The organism is Mesorhizobium sp. RCAM 05099, from assembly GCF_059683685.1.
The window spans coordinates 5,774,768-5,791,489 of the sequence record NZ_CM185035.1; the positions used below are offsets into that span (position 1 = coordinate 5,774,768).

General features: G+C 62.7%; 14 protein-coding genes. 9 read left to right on the forward strand and 5 right to left on the reverse strand.

The features are described from left to right. The first annotated feature begins 182 nt into the window (after window positions 1-182). From aceA to AC56QQ_RS28455, 3 genes are all read left to right on the forward strand, one after another. Window positions 183-1,472 (forward strand): isocitrate lyase, encoded by a 1,290-nt coding sequence (gene aceA, locus AC56QQ_RS28445; RefSeq protein WP_497124175.1) that lies wholly within the window; start codon window positions 183-185, stop codon window positions 1,470-1,472. 54 nt (window positions 1,473-1,526) lie between these two features. Continuing rightward, window positions 1,527-1,769: an SMc00767 family acetate metabolism repressor gene (locus tag AC56QQ_RS28450; RefSeq protein WP_006202762.1), complete on the forward strand. Its 243-nt coding sequence runs from the start codon at window positions 1,527-1,529 to the stop codon at window positions 1,767-1,769. A 278-nt stretch (window positions 1,770-2,047) separates the two neighbouring features. Beyond that, window positions 2,048-2,452: an ANTAR domain-containing protein gene (locus AC56QQ_RS28455; protein WP_497124176.1), complete on the forward strand. Its 405-nt coding sequence runs from the start codon at window positions 2,048-2,050 to the stop codon at window positions 2,450-2,452. A gap of 72 nt (window positions 2,453-2,524) precedes the next feature. On the opposite strand, the gene AC56QQ_RS28460 is transcribed toward AC56QQ_RS28455, so the two are convergent. Continuing rightward, window positions 2,525-3,241, reverse strand: coding sequence for an HAD family hydrolase (locus AC56QQ_RS28460; protein WP_497124177.1), 717 nt, complete (start codon window positions 3,239-3,241; stop codon window positions 2,525-2,527). Window positions 3,242-3,384: 143 nt separating this feature from the next. Here AC56QQ_RS28460 and AC56QQ_RS28465 point away from each other — a divergent pair, with 143 nt between their 5' ends. From AC56QQ_RS28465 to AC56QQ_RS28475, 3 genes are all read left to right on the forward strand, one after another. Then, window positions 3,385-4,821: a glutamine synthetase family protein gene (locus AC56QQ_RS28465; RefSeq protein WP_489859785.1), complete on the forward strand. Its 1,437-nt coding sequence runs from the start codon at window positions 3,385-3,387 to the stop codon at window positions 4,819-4,821. A gap of 123 nt (window positions 4,822-4,944) precedes the next feature. Next, window positions 4,945-6,231 carry an NAD(P)/FAD-dependent oxidoreductase gene (locus AC56QQ_RS28470; RefSeq protein WP_497124178.1) on the forward strand — a complete coding sequence of 429 codons (1,287 nt, stop codon included), beginning with the start codon at window positions 4,945-4,947 and terminating at the stop codon, window positions 6,229-6,231. A gap of 253 nt (window positions 6,232-6,484) precedes the next feature. Then, complete coding sequence (locus AC56QQ_RS28475; protein ID WP_489859783.1) at window positions 6,485-7,333, forward strand: SH3 domain-containing protein; 849 nt, start codon at window positions 6,485-6,487, stop codon at window positions 7,331-7,333. Between the two features lie 23 nt (window positions 7,334-7,356). Here AC56QQ_RS28475 and AC56QQ_RS28480 read toward each other — a convergent pair whose 3' ends face one another. Together AC56QQ_RS28480 and AC56QQ_RS28485 are read right to left on the reverse strand one after the other, a co-directional pair. Next, window positions 7,357-8,661: a Mur ligase family protein gene (locus tag AC56QQ_RS28480; protein ID WP_497124179.1), complete on the reverse strand. Its 1,305-nt coding sequence runs from the start codon at window positions 8,659-8,661 to the stop codon at window positions 7,357-7,359. 81 nt (window positions 8,662-8,742) lie between these two features. Beyond that, window positions 8,743-9,489: an SDR family oxidoreductase gene (locus AC56QQ_RS28485; protein ID WP_497124180.1), complete on the reverse strand. Its 747-nt coding sequence runs from the start codon at window positions 9,487-9,489 to the stop codon at window positions 8,743-8,745. A 314-nt stretch (window positions 9,490-9,803) separates the two neighbouring features. On the opposite strand from AC56QQ_RS28485, the gene zwf reads away from it, so the two are divergent. From zwf to edd, 3 genes are all read left to right on the forward strand, one after another. Continuing rightward, the gene (gene zwf, locus AC56QQ_RS28490) at window positions 9,804-11,273 is read left to right on the forward strand and encodes a glucose-6-phosphate dehydrogenase (RefSeq protein ID WP_497124181.1); all 1,470 of its coding nucleotides are present in this window, start codon (window positions 9,804-9,806) and stop codon (window positions 11,271-11,273) included. Beyond that, window positions 11,255-11,971 carry a 6-phosphogluconolactonase gene (gene pgl, locus AC56QQ_RS28495; RefSeq protein ID WP_497124182.1) on the forward strand — a complete coding sequence of 239 codons (717 nt, stop codon included), beginning with the start codon at window positions 11,255-11,257 and terminating at the stop codon, window positions 11,969-11,971. Before zwf ends, pgl begins: the two co-directional genes overlap by 19 nt. A gap of 71 nt (window positions 11,972-12,042) precedes the next feature. Beyond that, on the forward strand, window positions 12,043-13,866 hold the full coding sequence (gene edd / locus AC56QQ_RS28500) for a phosphogluconate dehydratase (protein ID WP_497124183.1): 1,824 nt from the start codon (window positions 12,043-12,045) through the stop codon (window positions 13,864-13,866). Between the two features lie 67 nt (window positions 13,867-13,933). Here the strand turns inward: edd and AC56QQ_RS28505 are convergent, their stop codons facing one another. Next, entirely contained in the window at window positions 13,934-15,592 is a 1,659-nt protein-coding gene (locus tag AC56QQ_RS28505; RefSeq protein WP_497124184.1) for a vWA domain-containing protein, read from the reverse strand. A 117-nt stretch (window positions 15,593-15,709) separates the two neighbouring features. Then, window positions 15,710-16,672 (reverse strand): GlxA family transcriptional regulator, encoded by a 963-nt coding sequence (locus AC56QQ_RS28510; protein ID WP_013530232.1) that lies wholly within the window; start codon window positions 16,670-16,672, stop codon window positions 15,710-15,712. Window positions 16,673-16,722: the final 50 nt, after the last annotated feature.

Below are 16,722 nucleotides of genomic sequence, written 5' to 3' on the forward strand. Positions count from 1 at the left end.
TTTTACAATCGTGACAGATTTACAGCAGGTCCCTGTCAAACACAACACAGGTTTTCTCTTATATTCCGCCATTTCCTTTGAATTCTCTGGCGCATTTCGCACTGCAATGTAAATTCATTCACATTCCGAGGTCCAAACAACTGGGCGCCCGGACACATCGCAGCAATCCTTCGGAGTGACCAATGACTGATTTTTACAACCTCGTCCCATCGGCACCGGAAGGTCGCTTCGACGGCATCGAACGCCCCTATTCGCCGGAGGATGTGAAGCGGCTGCGCGGGTCGGTGCAGATCCGCCAGAGCCTCGCCGAAATGGGCGCCAACCGGCTGTGGAAGCTCATCCACGAGGAGGACTTCGTCAACGCGCTCGGCGCCATGTCCGGCAACCAGGCGATGCAGCAGGTCCGCGCCGGATTGAAGGCGATCTACCTGTCGGGCTGGCAGGTTGCGGCAGACGCCAACACCGCCTCGGCGATGTATCCGGACCAGTCGCTCTATCCGGCCAATGCGGCACCGGAACTGGTCAAGCGCATCAACCGCACGCTGCAGCGCGCCGACCAGATCGAGACCTCCGAAGGCAACGGGCTTTCGGTCGACACCTGGTTCGCGCCGATCGTCGCCGATGCGGAAGCCGGCTTCGGCGGGCCGCTCAACGCCTTCGAGATCATGAAGGCATTCATCGAGGCGGGCGCTGCCGGCGTTCACTACGAGGATCAGCTGGCATCGGAAAAAAAGTGCGGCCATCTCGGCGGCAAGGTGCTGATCCCGACGGCGGCGCATATCCGCAACCTCAACGCCGCGCGCCTGGCAGCGGACGTAATGGGCACGCCGACCCTGGTCGTCGCGCGCACCGACGCGGAAGCCGCGAAGCTGCTGACCTCCGACATCGACGAACGCGACCAGCCTTTCGTCGACTACAGCGCCGGGCGCACCGTGGAAGGTTTCTATCATGTCAAGAACGGCATTGAGCCCTGCATCGCCCGCGCCATTGCCTATGCGCCTCACGCGGACCTGATCTGGTGCGAGACATCGAAGCCGGATCTGGCGCAGGCCAAGAAATTCGCCGAGGGCGTGCGCAAGCATCACCCGGACAAGCTGCTCGCCTACAATTGCTCGCCATCGTTCAACTGGAAGAAGAATCTCGACGACGCGACGATCGCCAAGTTCCAGAAGGAGCTCGGCACCATGGGCTACAAGTTCCAGTTCATCACGCTCGCCGGCTTCCACCAGCTCAACTACGGCATGTTCGAACTCGCCCGTGGCTACAAGGCGCGACAGATGGCGGCCTATTCCGAGTTGCAGGAAGCGGAGTTCGCGGCGGAAGCCAACGGCTACACCGCGACCAAGCACCAGCGCGAGGTCGGCACCGGCTATTTCGACGCCGTCTCGATGGCGATCACCGGCGGCCAGTCGTCGACCACCGCCATGCATGAATCGACCGAGCACGCGCAATTCAAGCCGGCCGCCGAATAACGATAGAGAACACCGAGGAAACGCCCAGCAGGGCTGAGATACAGGAGAAGACCAATGGCATCGATCAGCCGCGTCAAGGAACGCGCCGAAGAGCAGTCCACCACGATGAGCGTCGACCAGCAAGCTACGATCCGCATGCTGGCAAACGATCTGCACCGCCTCAACCAGTCCGTGATGAAGGCGGTCGAGGCAGGCGTCTCCGTCGAGCTCGTGCGCTCGGCCCGGCATCACGGCGGTGACGGCAACTGGGGTGATTTGCTGATCCCGGTGATCGTCACGCAGCAGAGCCACGGCTGATCGAAATCCGCTCAACACGCCTTCACCTGCGCAGTCTCTGCGCAGGTGAATTTTCTTTTACGCAGCGCACCGTGTGGACAGGCCAGTACAGTAGCGTTGCTTGAAATCACTACCGCTGGAGACGCTTCCGAGCTGTTTTATTTCAACTTGACATGGGCCGCGATCTCACGCCAATTGCGCTCCAGATTTCAACTCTGCATTGAAATGGGGGCGAGCTTCTTGGTTGACTTGGGTGCCCAGTGAATCGTGAGGATGAGACTCCAAAACGCCTGAATTTGGTGACCCGCGACCCGAGGACCGAGACGATCCGTGATCCGTCACAGGTGCTTGTCGTCGGGAGATCGCCAATCAACCGGGTGGTGATTTCGAAGATCGTCGAACGATCCGGACTCAAGCCAATCTCGGAATCGCCCGACACGGCGGCCAAGGTCTTGCGGTCCCTCATTCCGGGAGCCGTTGTCCTTGATGGCGGCGCCGACAACAAGGACTGCGACAACCTGATGTCCGGCATCGATGCGTTGCGGCGGGCCTCGGGCAAATCGCTTCCACCGGTGATCCTGCTTTCAACCAAAAATGGCACGCCGGAGAGCCTGGGCCTGTCGAGCGTCATCGACGTGGTGGTCGCCAAGCCGATTACACCCGAACGGTTGCAGCCGGTGATCGACCGCCTGATCAGCCGATAGAATAATTCCAGGAAAAGTGTGTAGCGGTTTTCCTTCTGGAATTGCTCAAAGACAAATAGCCGAGGCCCACGATCAACCTGGGTTCATGATGCTATCGACCAGCCCGGGCAGTTGTCCGAGATCGGATATCAGGCGGAACCTCGGCTCGGCAACCGGAGCCTCGATATGCTCCAGCACCCAGGTCAGTTCATGTGGCACATGGACACCCCAACCGCCGGCCTCGATGGCGGGCACGACGTCGGACTTCAGCGAATTGCCGACCATCATGCTTCTTGCGGGACCATCGCCGTGACGGCTGAAGAGGCGGGCATAGGTGGCGGCATTCTTGTCACTGACGATCTCGACCGCGTCGAACAGATCTCCCAGCCCGGATTGCGCCAGCTTGCGCTCCTGGTCAAAGAGGTCACCCTTGGTGATCAGCACGAGGCGGAATGCGCCGGCAAGCTTCTCGACAGCCTCGCGCGCATGCGGCAAGGGTTCGATAGGATGGCTCAGCATCTCGCGACCGGCATCGAGAATCCCTGATATGACCGAAGCCGGCACGCGGCCTTGCGTGACCTCGATCGCCGTCTCGATCATCGACAGCGTGAACCCCTTGATGCCGAAGCCATAGACGGCAAGGTTGCGTCTTTCGGCCTCCAGCAATCGTGCCGAGATATGTCCCGCCTCGCCATGGTCGGCAAGCATGGCGGCAAAGCGCTTCTCCGTCATGCGGAAGAACTGCTCGTTCTGCCAGAGCGTGTCGTCGGCATCAAAGCCTATGGTGGTCAGTTCGCTGTTGTTTCGCATCGATGCCTTCCGGGCTGGGAAGCGCCCAAACCTAAGCCGACTGGCGCGATTTTCAACCGGGACGAGGAATGCCGGTCATGGCTCCCCTTCCCTTCCTCAGGGGGGCACGGCTATACTCCGAAATCCGCAACCCAATCTGGTGAATGATGCCGCCTGCAAAAAAGGAAGTCCGTCCGTCGAGCCGCGGAGGACGCGCCCGTACGCCTGCCTTCGTGAAAAACCACCGTGGCGTCAAGAACTGGAAGGAAGTCAGCGCCTGGCTGGAATGGCGCGGCATCGAGGATATCGAATGCATCACACCTGATCAGGCGGGTGTGGCGCGCGGCAAGATGATGCCGTCGAAGAAATTCACCTCCAACACGTCGCTGGCATTGCCGTCGGCCGTGTTCATGACGACGATTTCCGGCGGCTATCCCGAGGATGGCAACGGCTTTCACTATCCCGAGGACGACGGCGACCTCAAGCTGATGCCTGATCTCTCGACGCTGACGGTTGTGCCTTGGGAGGAAGACCCGACGGCCGCGGTCATCTGCGACCTCGTCCACCAGGATGGCCGCTCGGTCGAGTTTACGCCACGCAACGTCTTGAAGCGCGTGGTTGCAGCTTACGACAAGCGCGGCCTGAAGCCAGTGGTGGCGCCCGAAATCGAATTCTACCTCGTGCGCAAAAACCCGGATCCGGATTATCCCCTGACCCCGCCTGTCGGCCGCTCGGGGCGTGCAATCGGCGGTGGTGCCGGCTATTCGATCGCCGGCGTCAACGAGTTCGATGAACTGATCGACGACATCTACCATTTCTCCGAAAGCCAGGGCCTCGAGATCGACACGCTGATCCACGAGGAGGGTGCCGGTCAGCTCGAGATCAATCTGCGTCACGGCGACCCGATCGAACTGGCCGACCAGGTTTTCATGTTCAAGCGCACCATTCGCGAGGCGGCGCTCAAGCACGAGATCTACGCCACCTTCATGGCCAAGCCGATCCAGGGGCAGCCGGGCTCCGCCATGCATATCCATCAGTCGATCATCGACAAGAAGACCGGAAGGAACATCTTTTCGGCGGAGGACGGGTCGGAAACCGAAGACTTTTTCCATTTCATCGGCGGCATGCAGAAGCATGTGCCGAACGCGCTGGTGATGTTCGCACCCTATGTCAATTCCTACCGCCGGCTGACGCAAGCGGCGTCGGCTCCGGTCAACAACAAATGGGGCTATGACAACCGCACCACTGCGTTTCGCGTGCCACGCTCGGATCCGGCGGCACGGCGCGTCGAAAACCGCATCCCCTCCTCCGATGCCAATCCCTATCTGGCGCTGGCGGCATCGCTGGCCTGCGGGCTGATCGGCATCACCAACAAGATCAAGGCCGAGCCTCCCGTCCTGACCACCGCCAATGCCGACGAGATCGACCTGCCGCGCGGCCTGCTCGAGGCCGTCGACCTGTTCGAGGGCGACAAGGAACTCTGCGCGCATCTGGGCAAGTCCTTCGCCGCGACCTATGCGGCGATCAAGCGGGCGGAATTCGAAACGTTCATGGAAGTGATCAGCCCGTGGGAGAGGGAATATCTGCTGCTGAATGTGTGACGCCAGGGGCGAATAGAAATGATGAGGGCAGGTAACGTAGCCCGGATCAACACTCCACTCTCAAATCCTCCCTAGTCCCAATTCCCTATTTCCCCCTTCCAAATCCCCGAGTCTTTGCCGATCATGCCCTACCAATCCCCTATCTCCCCCGGCCGTTCCTGGTACGAGGACACCGTCGGCCCTCGGCCGGAATACCCGACGCTCGGCGGCGACCTGACATGCGACGTCGTCATTGTCGGCGGCGGCTTTACCGGCCTATCGGCAGCCGCCCATCTTGCCAAGGCGGGCACCAATGTGGTGCTGGTCGAGGCCCATCGCTTCGGTGATGGCGCATCGGGCCGCAATGGCGGCCAGCTCGGCACCGGCCAGCGCGCCTGGGCCGAAGAACTGGAAGCCGAGTACGGCTTCACCCGCGCCAAGGCGTTGTTCGATCTTGCCGAAGAGGCAAAGACACATCTCATCGAATTCGCCGCCGCCAACCAGATCGATATCGACTACATGCCCGGCCAGATGTCCGTGGCGCACAAGCCGCGCTATGTCGATGACTACAAGGCGCATGCCGAGATCATGGCGAGTCGGTTTTCTTACCCGCATATCTCGTTCATGGATGCGAAGGAGACGGCGGAGCGGCTAGGCTCGACACACTATTTCGGCGGAACGCGCGACACTGGGACCGGCCACATCCACCCGATGAAGCTGGTGATCGGCACGGCGCGGGTGGCGGCGCAAGCCGGCGCCCAGCTTTTCCAAGGGACGCCATCGACCGGCATCATTTCCAGCGGCGGCAAGGTGAAGGTTTCGACGCCGAGAGGCACGGTGTCGGCGCAGAAATGCCTGATCGCGGTCAACGCCCATGGCGGCGCGCTCGAACCGGTAAGTGCCGCGCACATCATGCCGATCGGTTCGTTCATCGGTGCGACCGTGCCGCTGGGAGCGGATTCGAAAGTGCTGCCGGGCGGCGAGGCCGTCGATGATTCCCGCTTCGTCGTGCGCTATTTTCGCAGATCGAAGGACGGGCGGCTGCTGTTCGGCGGACGCGAGATCTATGGCGTCAACGATCCAAAGGATATCCACATCCACATCCGCCGTCAGATCACGGAACTCTACCCGGCGCTCAAGGATGTCGAGATCACGCATGGCTGGGGTGGCTATGTCGGCATCACGGTGCCGAGAAAGCCGTTCGTGCGCGAAGTGATGCCCAATGTCATCTCGGCTGGCGGCTATTCCGGCCACGGTGTCATGCTGTCGAACTTCTTCGGCAAGCTCTATGCCGAAACCGTTGCCGGCAACCGCGACCGGCTGAAACTGATCGAGGACCTGAAGATTCCGCCGTTCCCCGGCGGCCGTCGCTTCCGCGCGCCGCTGCTTTTCCTCGCTCTCAACTGGTTCGCGCTGCGGGATCGGATCTAGCCGCTCGGTCCAATGTAATAATATTGTAACATTTGTTGCCCGGCCGACGCATTGCGCAATCCGCGTCAAGGGCGCAGAATCCTGAGCATTGGCGCACTGATGCCACAATCGCGGGCGAAAGATGCCGGTTCTGGGCGATTGTTCGGGGATTGCTGCGGGCCTGCCCGCGTTGATTTTGGGACCGATGCCGATCCGATGCCGGACTTCCGGCACTGATCGAAAGAACATCGGCCCGCTTATGGAGGTGGCGAGAGTGAGAGAGCCCTTCAGTTTCGGCACGCCGGAACGTCGGCGCTTTGCCATGCAGTTCGGATACGACATGCGGCCGTCCTTCTGGCAGGAAGTCCGTTCCAACTCGCATCTGGTGATCGCCGCGATCGGCACCGCCGCACTGCTTGGCGTTGCCGCAGTGGCGCTGTGGCTGGCAATGCCGGCCAGTGAGAGGCAAGCGGCGGCGAGCCCCGAGCAGACCATTCCGACCATTCCGGTGAAGACGACGAAAATCGCCCCTGTGGGGGCTGCGGTGGCCACCGCGGCCGTGCCGCAGGCGGCACGCAAGTCCAATAAGGTTTCACCGACGGTGGCGAGAGCGGAAGCCACCATGCAAGCGCTCGCGGCCAATGATCCCCGTTGGACCAATTCGCAGTCCAAGGCCGCCTCCGCCCCCAGCCAGGTGGCGAACCAGACCGAACAAGCGCCGGACAAACCGGCGGCGTTCGCGCAGCCGGCAGCCGAGACCGACGCCACCACCGAACTTGCCAAGGTTGCCGCACCCACCAGCGCGGCGGGCGGCGATCCCGATGGCGCGCAAACCGCCGCCATCCCGGCGGTGCAGCCGCAAGCGTCGGAACAGCAGCCCGAGGCAACCCGGAATGACAACAGTCAAGCCAAGGCGAAGCCACCGAAAGTGGTGGCCGCCGGAACCGGCCGCATCCTGAGGGCCGTGACCATGCGCAGCGGCCCGAAGAAGAACGCGGCCGCCATCAGCACGGTGCCCGCCAAAACCTCGGTGCAGGTGATGAGCTGCCAGAAATGGTGCCAGATCGTCTACAACGGAAAGACCGGCTGGATCTACAAGACCTACATCAAGACCGGCGCCTGACGCGTCGTAGGTGCTGAGAAGCTCTACCGCGACCCGCCGAACATGCGCCGGAAACGCCGCCACCTTCTGGCGCGCCTGCGTTGCCTGACATAGTCGCGATGCTGCTCAAAAGGCACTTCAAACAGGCCGCAGGTGCCGCAGCCCTCCCGCTTGCCGCAAACGGGTACCCAACATTTGACATCGTGCGTCCAGGCAAGCGCCACTCTCTCCAGGTGCAGATTGGCAGAACTCTTGAGCAGGATCAGTTCGCCGGCCACGGCGGTCCGCTTGATATGGTCGGAGACTTCCTGGGGAGTGCGCAACTCAACAAACCGGCCGCTGTCGCGATCAGCCTGCCCGGCCCGCGAGCGATGCGCATTGTCGCCGGTATAGATGACCTGATCGGCGATCTCGCGCGCCGTCTTGTAGGCGTAGTGGTACTTCCTGGTTGAACCCGCATAGTCGGAAATCTGGCCGAGAACGATCCGCTTTCGCGTGGCAGTGGCCTTGGCCATCATGTCGAGAGCAAGATTGATCGAATGCCAGGGCGCCTTGGCGGCGTCGATGAGGAACTGCGGACCACCGTCGATGACCAGCACCTCACAGCGATTGGCCAACGGTTGGAACGTCGCCACCCTGGCCGCTACCGTCTCGGCCGGCACGCCAAGCTCAAGCGCAGTGGCCACGGCCGCGGCGGTCGGCAGCCAGAAATGTTCAGCCGGAAACAGCGTATCGAGTTCAAGGACGCCGTCCCGCCAATGGATCGAAAGCTTCAGCCGGTCCGGATAGGCGGCGCGGATATCGCTTGCACGATAGTCCGCTCGTTCCGACTGGCCGAAGGTGACGCTACGATGCCGAGTGCCGGCAGCCATGCCAAGCACGAGAGGATCATCCGCGTTGAGGACAGCAAAGCCGCCCGGCTGCAGCGCATCGACCAGGGCGCGCTTCTCCTGGGCGACGTTTTCCAGCGTCTTGAAGGCACCAAAGTGCTCGAGGCGAACCATGGTGACGATGGCCACGTGCGGCAGCAGCATTTCCGCCATCGGCTTGATCGAACCGACGCCAGACGCCCCAGCTTCGAAAATGACGTAGTCGACCTCACCATTTTTCTTCATGCGCTTGTACAGCGTGGCGACCAGCGACTTGATCGAATTGGCGAGAATCTGTGGGTAGACCGAGCCATGACCGGCCAGTATGTGGCCAAGCAACGCCGTCACCGTCGACTTGCCGGAACTGCCGGTGACGCCGATGAAGATCGCCTTGCTTTTGGATCGGGCGCGTCTTGCCTTGAAGGCCCTGACATACTGCCGCAGGTCTTCGTGAACTCTCCGCAGTATGGCGTTCCTCACGGCACGGCCCCAAAAGCCCGAAGAAGCTTTATGCCGCCTGCCCATCAGCCAAGTCAAATCGACGCCGGATGGCAAGCGCCCTCAGATGCAGCGTCCGCCGTCGACCTCCAGCGCTACACCGGTGATGAAGGCGGCTTCGTCCGAGGCCAGCCAGAGTGCGGCGTTGGCTATATCGAGCGGCGTCGAAAGCCGGCCGAGCGGGATCGATGCGCGGAACTTTTCACGGATCTCCGGCGTGTCGGCGCCCATGAATTTTTCCAGCATGCCGGTCTCGCCGGCGACAGGACAGAGGCAGTTGACGCGGATGTTCTTCGGCGCCAGTTCCACCGCCATCGATTTGGTTGCGGTGATCGCCCAGCCCTTCGACGCATTGTACCAGGTGAGGCCGGGCCGGGGCCGGATGCCGGCGGTGGAAGCCGTGGTCAGGATGACGCCGCCGCCTTGCCGATCCATGATCGGCACCACGGCAAGTGCCGCGTGATAGATCGCCTTCATGTTGACAGCGGTGATCAGGTCGAAGGTTTCCTCATCGACCTTGAGCATGTCGCCGTTGCGATGGGTAAACCCGGCATTGTTGACCATGATGTCGATACGGCCAAAGGCGCTTTTGGCGGCATAGACCATCTCGTCGAATTCGGACCGCAGCGAAACATCCGTCTGGGTCCAGATCGCCGCTTCGCCGATCTCCTTGGCAACGCGTTCGGCGCCCTTGGCGTTCAAGTCAGCGACAACGACCCTGGCGCCTTCCCTGGCAAAGCACCTGGCGATGCCTTCACCGAAGCCCGACGCGGCACCGGTGACGACGGCAACCTTGTTTTGCAGACGCATGTTTTTCCCGCTCATGATTGGTGAGGATAGACCAGCGCGCCGGCGACGCACATCGGTGCAAAAGCCACGGCTTCTGGCAAAGGGGTCGAAAGATGTGCGGCCATCGTCGATTTCTCCTTTGGCTTTCACCTCGATCCCGCTCTATGCTGCAGCTGCGAAGGCTCCTGGAGCCGCGCTGTCGACAAGCCTCCGAGGTGTCGGACTGTCAAGGGGCAGGTGCAAACACTCAGATGTGACACCATGGCACTGGAATATTTAAATCGATTAGATTATATCAGCCGCGTTCTTGCGACCGGCGTCAAAGCGGACAGACCATGACCAGCCAGATCATCCCCGTCGACCCGTTCGACTTCATCATTTTCGGCGGCACCGGCGATCTGTCGGAGCGCAAGCTTCTGCCGTCGCTCTACCATCGCCAGCGCGACCATCAATTCTCCGAACCGACGCGCATCATCGGCACGTCGCGCTCGAAAATGAGTGACGAGGAATTCCAGGCTTTCGCCAAACAGGCGATCTCCGAGCACGTCAAAGCGGCCGATATCGACGCCAAGGAGCTAAAGACCTTCCTGGCACGGCTTTCCTACGTCTCGGCCGATGCAACGAGCGGTGCTGGATTCGACAAACTCAAGAAAGCGATTGGCGACAGCGACCGTATCCGTGCCTTCTACCTGGCGGTGGCGCCGGCGCTGTTCGGCGACATTTCGCACAAGCTGAAAGAGCACAATCTGATCACGCCGAACTCGCGTATCGTGCTGGAAAAGCCGATCGGCCGCGACCTTGCCTCGGCGCGTACGCTCAACGATCTGGTCGGCGACGACTTCCATGAAAGTCAGATCTTCCGCATCGATCACTATCTCGGCAAAGAGACGGTGCAGAACCTGATGGCGCTGCGCTTTGCCAACGCGCTCTACGAGCCGCTTTGGAACTCCGCCCATATCGACCATGTGCAGATCACCGTAGCCGAGACAGTGGGGCTGGAAGACCGCGTCACCTATTACGACAAGGCCGGCGCGCTGCGCGACATGGTGCAGAACCACATGCTGCAGCTCTTGTGCCTGGTCGCCATGGAAGCGCCGTCGTCGATGGACGCCGACGCGGTGCGCGACGAGAAACTGAAGGTGTTGCGCGCGCTGAAGCGCATCAATGGCAACGAGGCGCCGAAGCAGACCGTGCGCGGGCAATATCGCGCCGGGGCCTCGGCAGGTGGACCCGTCAAGGGCTATGTCGAGGAACTCGGCCACGACAGCAACACCGAGACCTTCGTCGCCATCAAGGCCGAGATCGGCAACTGGCGCTGGTCGGGCGTTCCGTTCTACCTCAGAACCGGCAAGCGGCTGGCGACCCGGGTTTCGGAGATAGCCATCGAGTTCAAGCCGATCCCGCATTCCATCTTCGGTGACAGCGCCGGACCGATCTTCGCCAACCAACTGGTCATCCGGTTGCAGCCGGACGAGGGCGTCAAGCAGTTCATCATGATCAAGGACCCGGGCCCGGGCGGCATGCGACTGCGCCAGATCCCGCTCGACATGAGTTTCGCGCAGTCCTTCCACGGCCGCGCGCCGGACGCCTATGAGCGGCTGATCATGGATGTCATCCGCGGCAACCAGACCCTGTTCATGCGACGCGACGAGGTCGAGGCGGCATGGAAGTGGATCGACCCCATCCAGCACGCCCGGGAAAGCGCCAGGCAGGAGGCGCAGGGCTATACGGCCGGCACCTGGGGGCCTTCGGCCTCCATTGCACTGATCGAACGTGACGGGCGGACATGGCACGAGAGCAACTGAACAGCGCCGCCTACAATTGGCATGCCTTTTCCGGCCGTCCGGAACTGGCCATTGCGCTGGCCGGCCGCGTCGCCGATCGCCTGAGCAAGGCGATTGCCGAGCGCGCCACGGCGCTGCTCGCGGTTTCCGGCGGTACGACGCCGGCAAAGTTCTTCGCGGCGCTTTCGGCCGTGCCGATCGCCTGGGACAAGGTGATCGTGACGCTGGTCGACGAGCGTTTCGTGCCGGCCTCCTCGCCGCGCTCCAACGCAGGCCTGGTGGCCGCCAATCTGTTGCAGAACGCGGCGAAGGCAGCACGTTTCGTGCCGCTATACCATGAAGCCGTCGGCATCGAGGATGCCGCCGCATCCGACGATGCGGCGCTGCGGTCGCTACCCTGGCCGCTCGATGTCGTCGTGCTCGGCATGGGACCGGATGGCCACACCGCCTCGTTCTTTCCCGACGCCGACGATTTGCCGAAGCTGCTCGATCCAGCCTCCGACCGGATCGTGCTGCCGGTTCACGCGGCCAGCGCCGGCGAGCCGCGGCTGACCCTGTCGCTGGCGCGCATCGTCGATGCCGGCTTCATCGCACTTCACATTGAGGGCGAAGACAAGCGAACAGCCTTCGACGGCGCGATTGCGCCCGGACCGCGAAAGCCAATTCGCGCCGTGCTCGATGCCGCACCGAAGCCCGTAGAGGTTTACTGGGCCCCCTGACTTGAACTTGCTGTGGGTCCCGGCAGACAGCCGGATTGTGTTCCGGGACCTCGCCTGAAAGGACCGACACCATGACCGCCAGACGCGACATCGAAGCCATCACCGAGCGCATCCGCCAGCGCTCCAGACCGGGCCGCGAGCGCTATCTTAGCCGCATCGCCGAGGCGTCGAACCGCACCGCCAACCGGGCCGTGCTGTCCTGCGGCAACCTCGCCCATGGCTTTGCGGTCTGCAGTCCCTCGGAAAAGCTGGCGCTGGGTGCCGACAAGGTGCCGAACCTTGGCATCATCACCTCCTACAACGACATGCTGTCGGCGCATCAGCCGTTCGAGACCTTTCCAGCGCTGATCAAGGACGCGGCGCGCGAGGCCGGCGGCATCGCCCAGGTGGCCGGCGGCGTGCCGGCAATGTGCGACGGCGTCACGCAAGGCCAACCCGGCATGGAGCTGTCACTGTTTTCGCGCGACGTGATCGCCATGGCCGCCGCGATCGGCCTTTCGCACAACATGTTCGACGCCGCCGTCTATCTCGGCGTCTGCGACAAGATCGTGCCGGGGCTGGTGATCGCCGCACTGACCTTCGGCCATCTGCCGGCGGTGTTCATTCCGGCCGGACCGATGACCACCGGCCTGCCCAACGACGAAAAGGCCAAAGTCCGCCAGCTCTATGCTGAGGGCAAGGCCGGGCGGGCCGAACTGCTGGAGGCCGAGTCCAAGTCGTACCATGGGCCGGGGACCTGCACCTTCTACGGTACGGCGAACTCCAACCAGATGCTGATGGAGATCATGGGCCTGCACACGCCAGGCGCTTCCTTCGTCAATCCCGGCACGCCGCTGCGCGAAGCGTTGACCCGGGAAGCGACCAAGCGGGCGCTGGCGATCACCGCGCTCGGCAACGCCTATACGCCGGTCGGCCGGATGATCGACGAGCGTTCGATCGTCAATGGCGTCGTCGGCCTGCACGCTACCGGTGGGTCGACCAACCACACCATCCACCTGATTGCCATGGCGGCTGCCGCCGGCATCGCGATCACATGGCAGGACATTTCGGATCTCTCGGAAGCGGTGCCGCTGCTGGCCCGGGTCTACCCGAACGGTCTTGCCGACGTGAACCATTTCCACGCCGCCGGCGGGCTCGGATTCCTGATCCGCGAACTGCTCGACGAAGGCATCCTGCATGAGGACGTGCAGACCGTGTGGGGTGAAGGATTGCGACCCTATGCCGTCGAGGCAAAGCTTGGCGCCGATGGCGGGGTGGTGCGCGAGGCCTCGCCGCGGATAAGCGGAGACGAGAAGGTACTGGCGCCATTCAACAAGGCGTTCCAGGCAACCGGCGGCCTGAAAGTGCTGTCGGGCAATCTCGGCCACGCCGTGATCAAGACCTCGGCGGTGAAGCCGGAGCGGCGCATGATCGAGGCGCCGGCCAAGGTGTTCGACAGCCAGCAAGGGCTGAACGAGGCGTTCAAGGCGGGAACTCTGACAGGCGATTTCATCGCCGTCATCCGCTTCCAGGGTCCGAAGGCCAACGGCATGCCAGAGTTGCACAAGCTGACCACCGTGCTCGGCATCCTGCAGGATCGCGGCCAGCGCGTGGCGCTGGTCACCGACGGACGCATGTCGGGCGCGTCCGGCAAGGTGCCGGCGGCGATCCATGTGACGCCGGAGGCGGTCGAGGACGGGCCGATCGCAAGGATCCATGACGGCGACATCATCCGGCTGGACGCCGATGCAGGCACGCTGGAAGTGTTTGTGCCGGCTCCGGAATTCGCGCTGCGCCGCACGGCGGAAGCCGACCTCATCGGCAATGAATTCGGTTTCGGCCGCGAACTGTTCGCCGGATTCCGGCAGCTGGTCGGCCGTGCCGACCATGGCGCCAGCGCGTTTGGAACGGCTTGACGGCAGTCTGCGCAATTCATGAAAAAGGGCGGCTCATGGCCGCCCTTTTTCGGTCGTGCATACGATTCTATTGCACAGTCAGCTCGGCTCGCTCGCCGGCCTTGACCGTCACGGTGCCTTCCTTCGAGCTGTTATCCGATTTCTCCGACACGACGGCGTAGTCGCCCGCCGGTATCGCCGCCTGATACTTCTGGTCGTACGCGTAGCCTAGCGACTTGCGGTTGCCGTTGATGTCCTTCCTGGCCTCGAAAATCTCGATCTTCGAGGCTCCGGGCGCGGTGATCGCCAGCACGCCGGCGTTCATGGCGATCTTCACCTCCTGAAATTCGCCGACCTTGACGGTGAACGGCTGCTCGACGACGGCGAGATCGACCGTCGCAATCAACACGTAGTCGTCGGGGGGCAGATCGAACTTGCTGTCGGGCCCATAGGCATAGGTCACCTCGTCCCTGGTTCCGTCGATCTTCTTTTTCGCCTTCACGATCTTGAAGCCGATACCCGAACCGTCCGCCTTGTCGCCACCGGCGGTATAGTAGGCATTGGCAACGACATGGCCGACGCCGGCGATCATGTCCTTTTCCACGGTCTTGCCAGCAGCGAGCGGTATCGTCTCGGTGACCACGCCCTGCCCGATCGTGACAGTTACCTTCTCGTCGCCCGCCGGCAACACGGCTTTCGTGGTTCCATAATAGGTCGCGGGCATGTCGGCGCCCGGATAATCGATCACGACGGACGCGCCATCGACAACATCCGCCCCCTCGCTCGGTCGCGGATGGATGATGAGCGTGCCGGCGTTCAAGATGAAGAGCGGCTTGGCGACTTGGCCTGCCTCGATCTTGACCTTCTGCTCAACCTTGGCCTCGCCGTCGCGCGCGACGATGATGTAGTCGCCCGGTTCCAGATTGGCTTTGTAGGCTCCGTATTCGGTGGTGACGTTGTCGCCCCGCGTGCCGTCGGATTTCGCCTTGTAGACTTCCCAGGCATTGCCGTCGGTGACCGGATCACCGCCCTCTGCCAGCACCGCGGTCGGCAGAAAATTGAATTCCGGTTTTTCCGGTGCGGGCGCAGGGGCCGGAGCAGGCGCCGGTTCAGGTGCTGGCGCGGGAGCCGCCACTGTCTCGACAAGCGCGTCCTGCAGCGCCTTCTCGTCGGACGCCTGGATATATTTGCCGCCGGTGTTGTCGGCAAGGCAGGCGATCTGCTTGCCTTCGTCAGCGGTAAGGCCAAAACCGACGACGTCGGCAGTGAAATCGACGCCGGACGCTTCCAGTTCCTTGCCGAGCGCGCAAGGGTCGCCGCCGCAGGTCTCAAGCCCGTCGGTGATCAGCACGACGGTGGCCTTGTCCTCGGTGTATTTCAACGCTTCGGCGGCCTGCTTGACGGCCGCCGTCAGCGGCGTCTTGCCAAGGAACTTCAAACTGTCGGCGGCGGCCGAAATGGCGCTTGCCGAGCCTGCCTGCGGCGGCACGATCAACTGGATGTCGTCGCAGCTGCCTTTTTCGCGATGGCCATAGGCCATGAAGCCGATTTCCTCATCGTCGGGGGTCGATTGAAGCACGGTTCTCAGCGACTCGCGGGCGATTTCCAGCTTGGGCTTGCCGTCGATCTGCGCCCACATCGAGCCGGAGGCATCGAGAATGATGATGACCTTGTTCGCGGCGAAGCCGAACGTCGTCATCGACAAAAGGAGGATCGCCGCAGCGACGCCCCGTGCTAGTCCCGCCATCGCAATCTCCTGAGTCCGCCCTTGGTTCAGCGAGGCAAGCTATTTGACGCTGCGTCAGGACACAAGCCGGGACACGGAGCATGGGAGGACAGGCATCAATAGCGGGGCGAAACCCGCTCAGTATGTCGTGCGGCGCTCTTCCGAGGGCGGCCTGCCGAATTGCAGCCGGTAGCTCTGGGCAAAATAGGAATGCGAGGTGAAGCCCGTCGCGATGGCCACGTCGAGGATCGGCATGTTGGTCTGGCGCAGCAACTCGCGCGCCCGCTCCAGCCTCAGCCGCATGTAGTAGCGGCCAGGTGTGACGCTGAGATGGCGCAGGAACAGGCGCTCGACCTGGCGCACGGACAGGCCGGCGGATTTGGCGAGCTGCACCGCCGACAATGGCTCGTCGAGGTGGTCGGCCATCAGTTCGACAATGCGCCTGAGTTTCTCCGACTTGCCGGTCAGGTCGCGTTCTGGCCCGACGCGCTGGCGGTCGCCGGCCGAACGGATGCGTTCGTGCTGGAACTGGTTGGCGACGCCATTGGCGAGGTTGGAGCCGAAATCGCCGCGCACGATCTCCAGCATCAGGTCGATCGAGGTGGTGCCGCCGGCGCAGGTGTAGCGCTTGCGGTCGATCTCGAAGACGTTGCCTGTGCAGTTGATGTCGGGAAAGCGCTCGACGAAGCCGGCGCGGTTCTCCCAATGGATGGTGCAGCGATAGCCTTCGAGCTGGCCGGCCTCGGCAAGCAGGTAGGATCCGACCGAAAGCGCACCCAGCGCATTGCCGCGCCGGCCCCAGCTGCGCAGCGCCGCCAGCACCTTGCTCTTGCCGGGAAATTCCGTCGTCAGCCCGACCGAAACGAAAAGGATGTCGACCGGCGGCAGGTCGGCGACAGCGTAGTCGATCTTGAGCGGCAGGCCGTTGGAGGCCATCACCGGATCGCCGTCGGCCGACACCGTGGTCCAGCCGTAGAAGTCGCGGCCAAGCAGCCGGTTTGCCGACCGGAACGTGTCGATCGCGGCGGCCAGCGAGAACATCGAGAACTTGTCGACCAGCAGGAAAGCGAACTGCCGGCCGCCTTGAACGGGGTCAGTCATGACCGGCCGTTCCTGGGGAATAGGGGGATTCGGCAAAGCTGGCGCTCTCA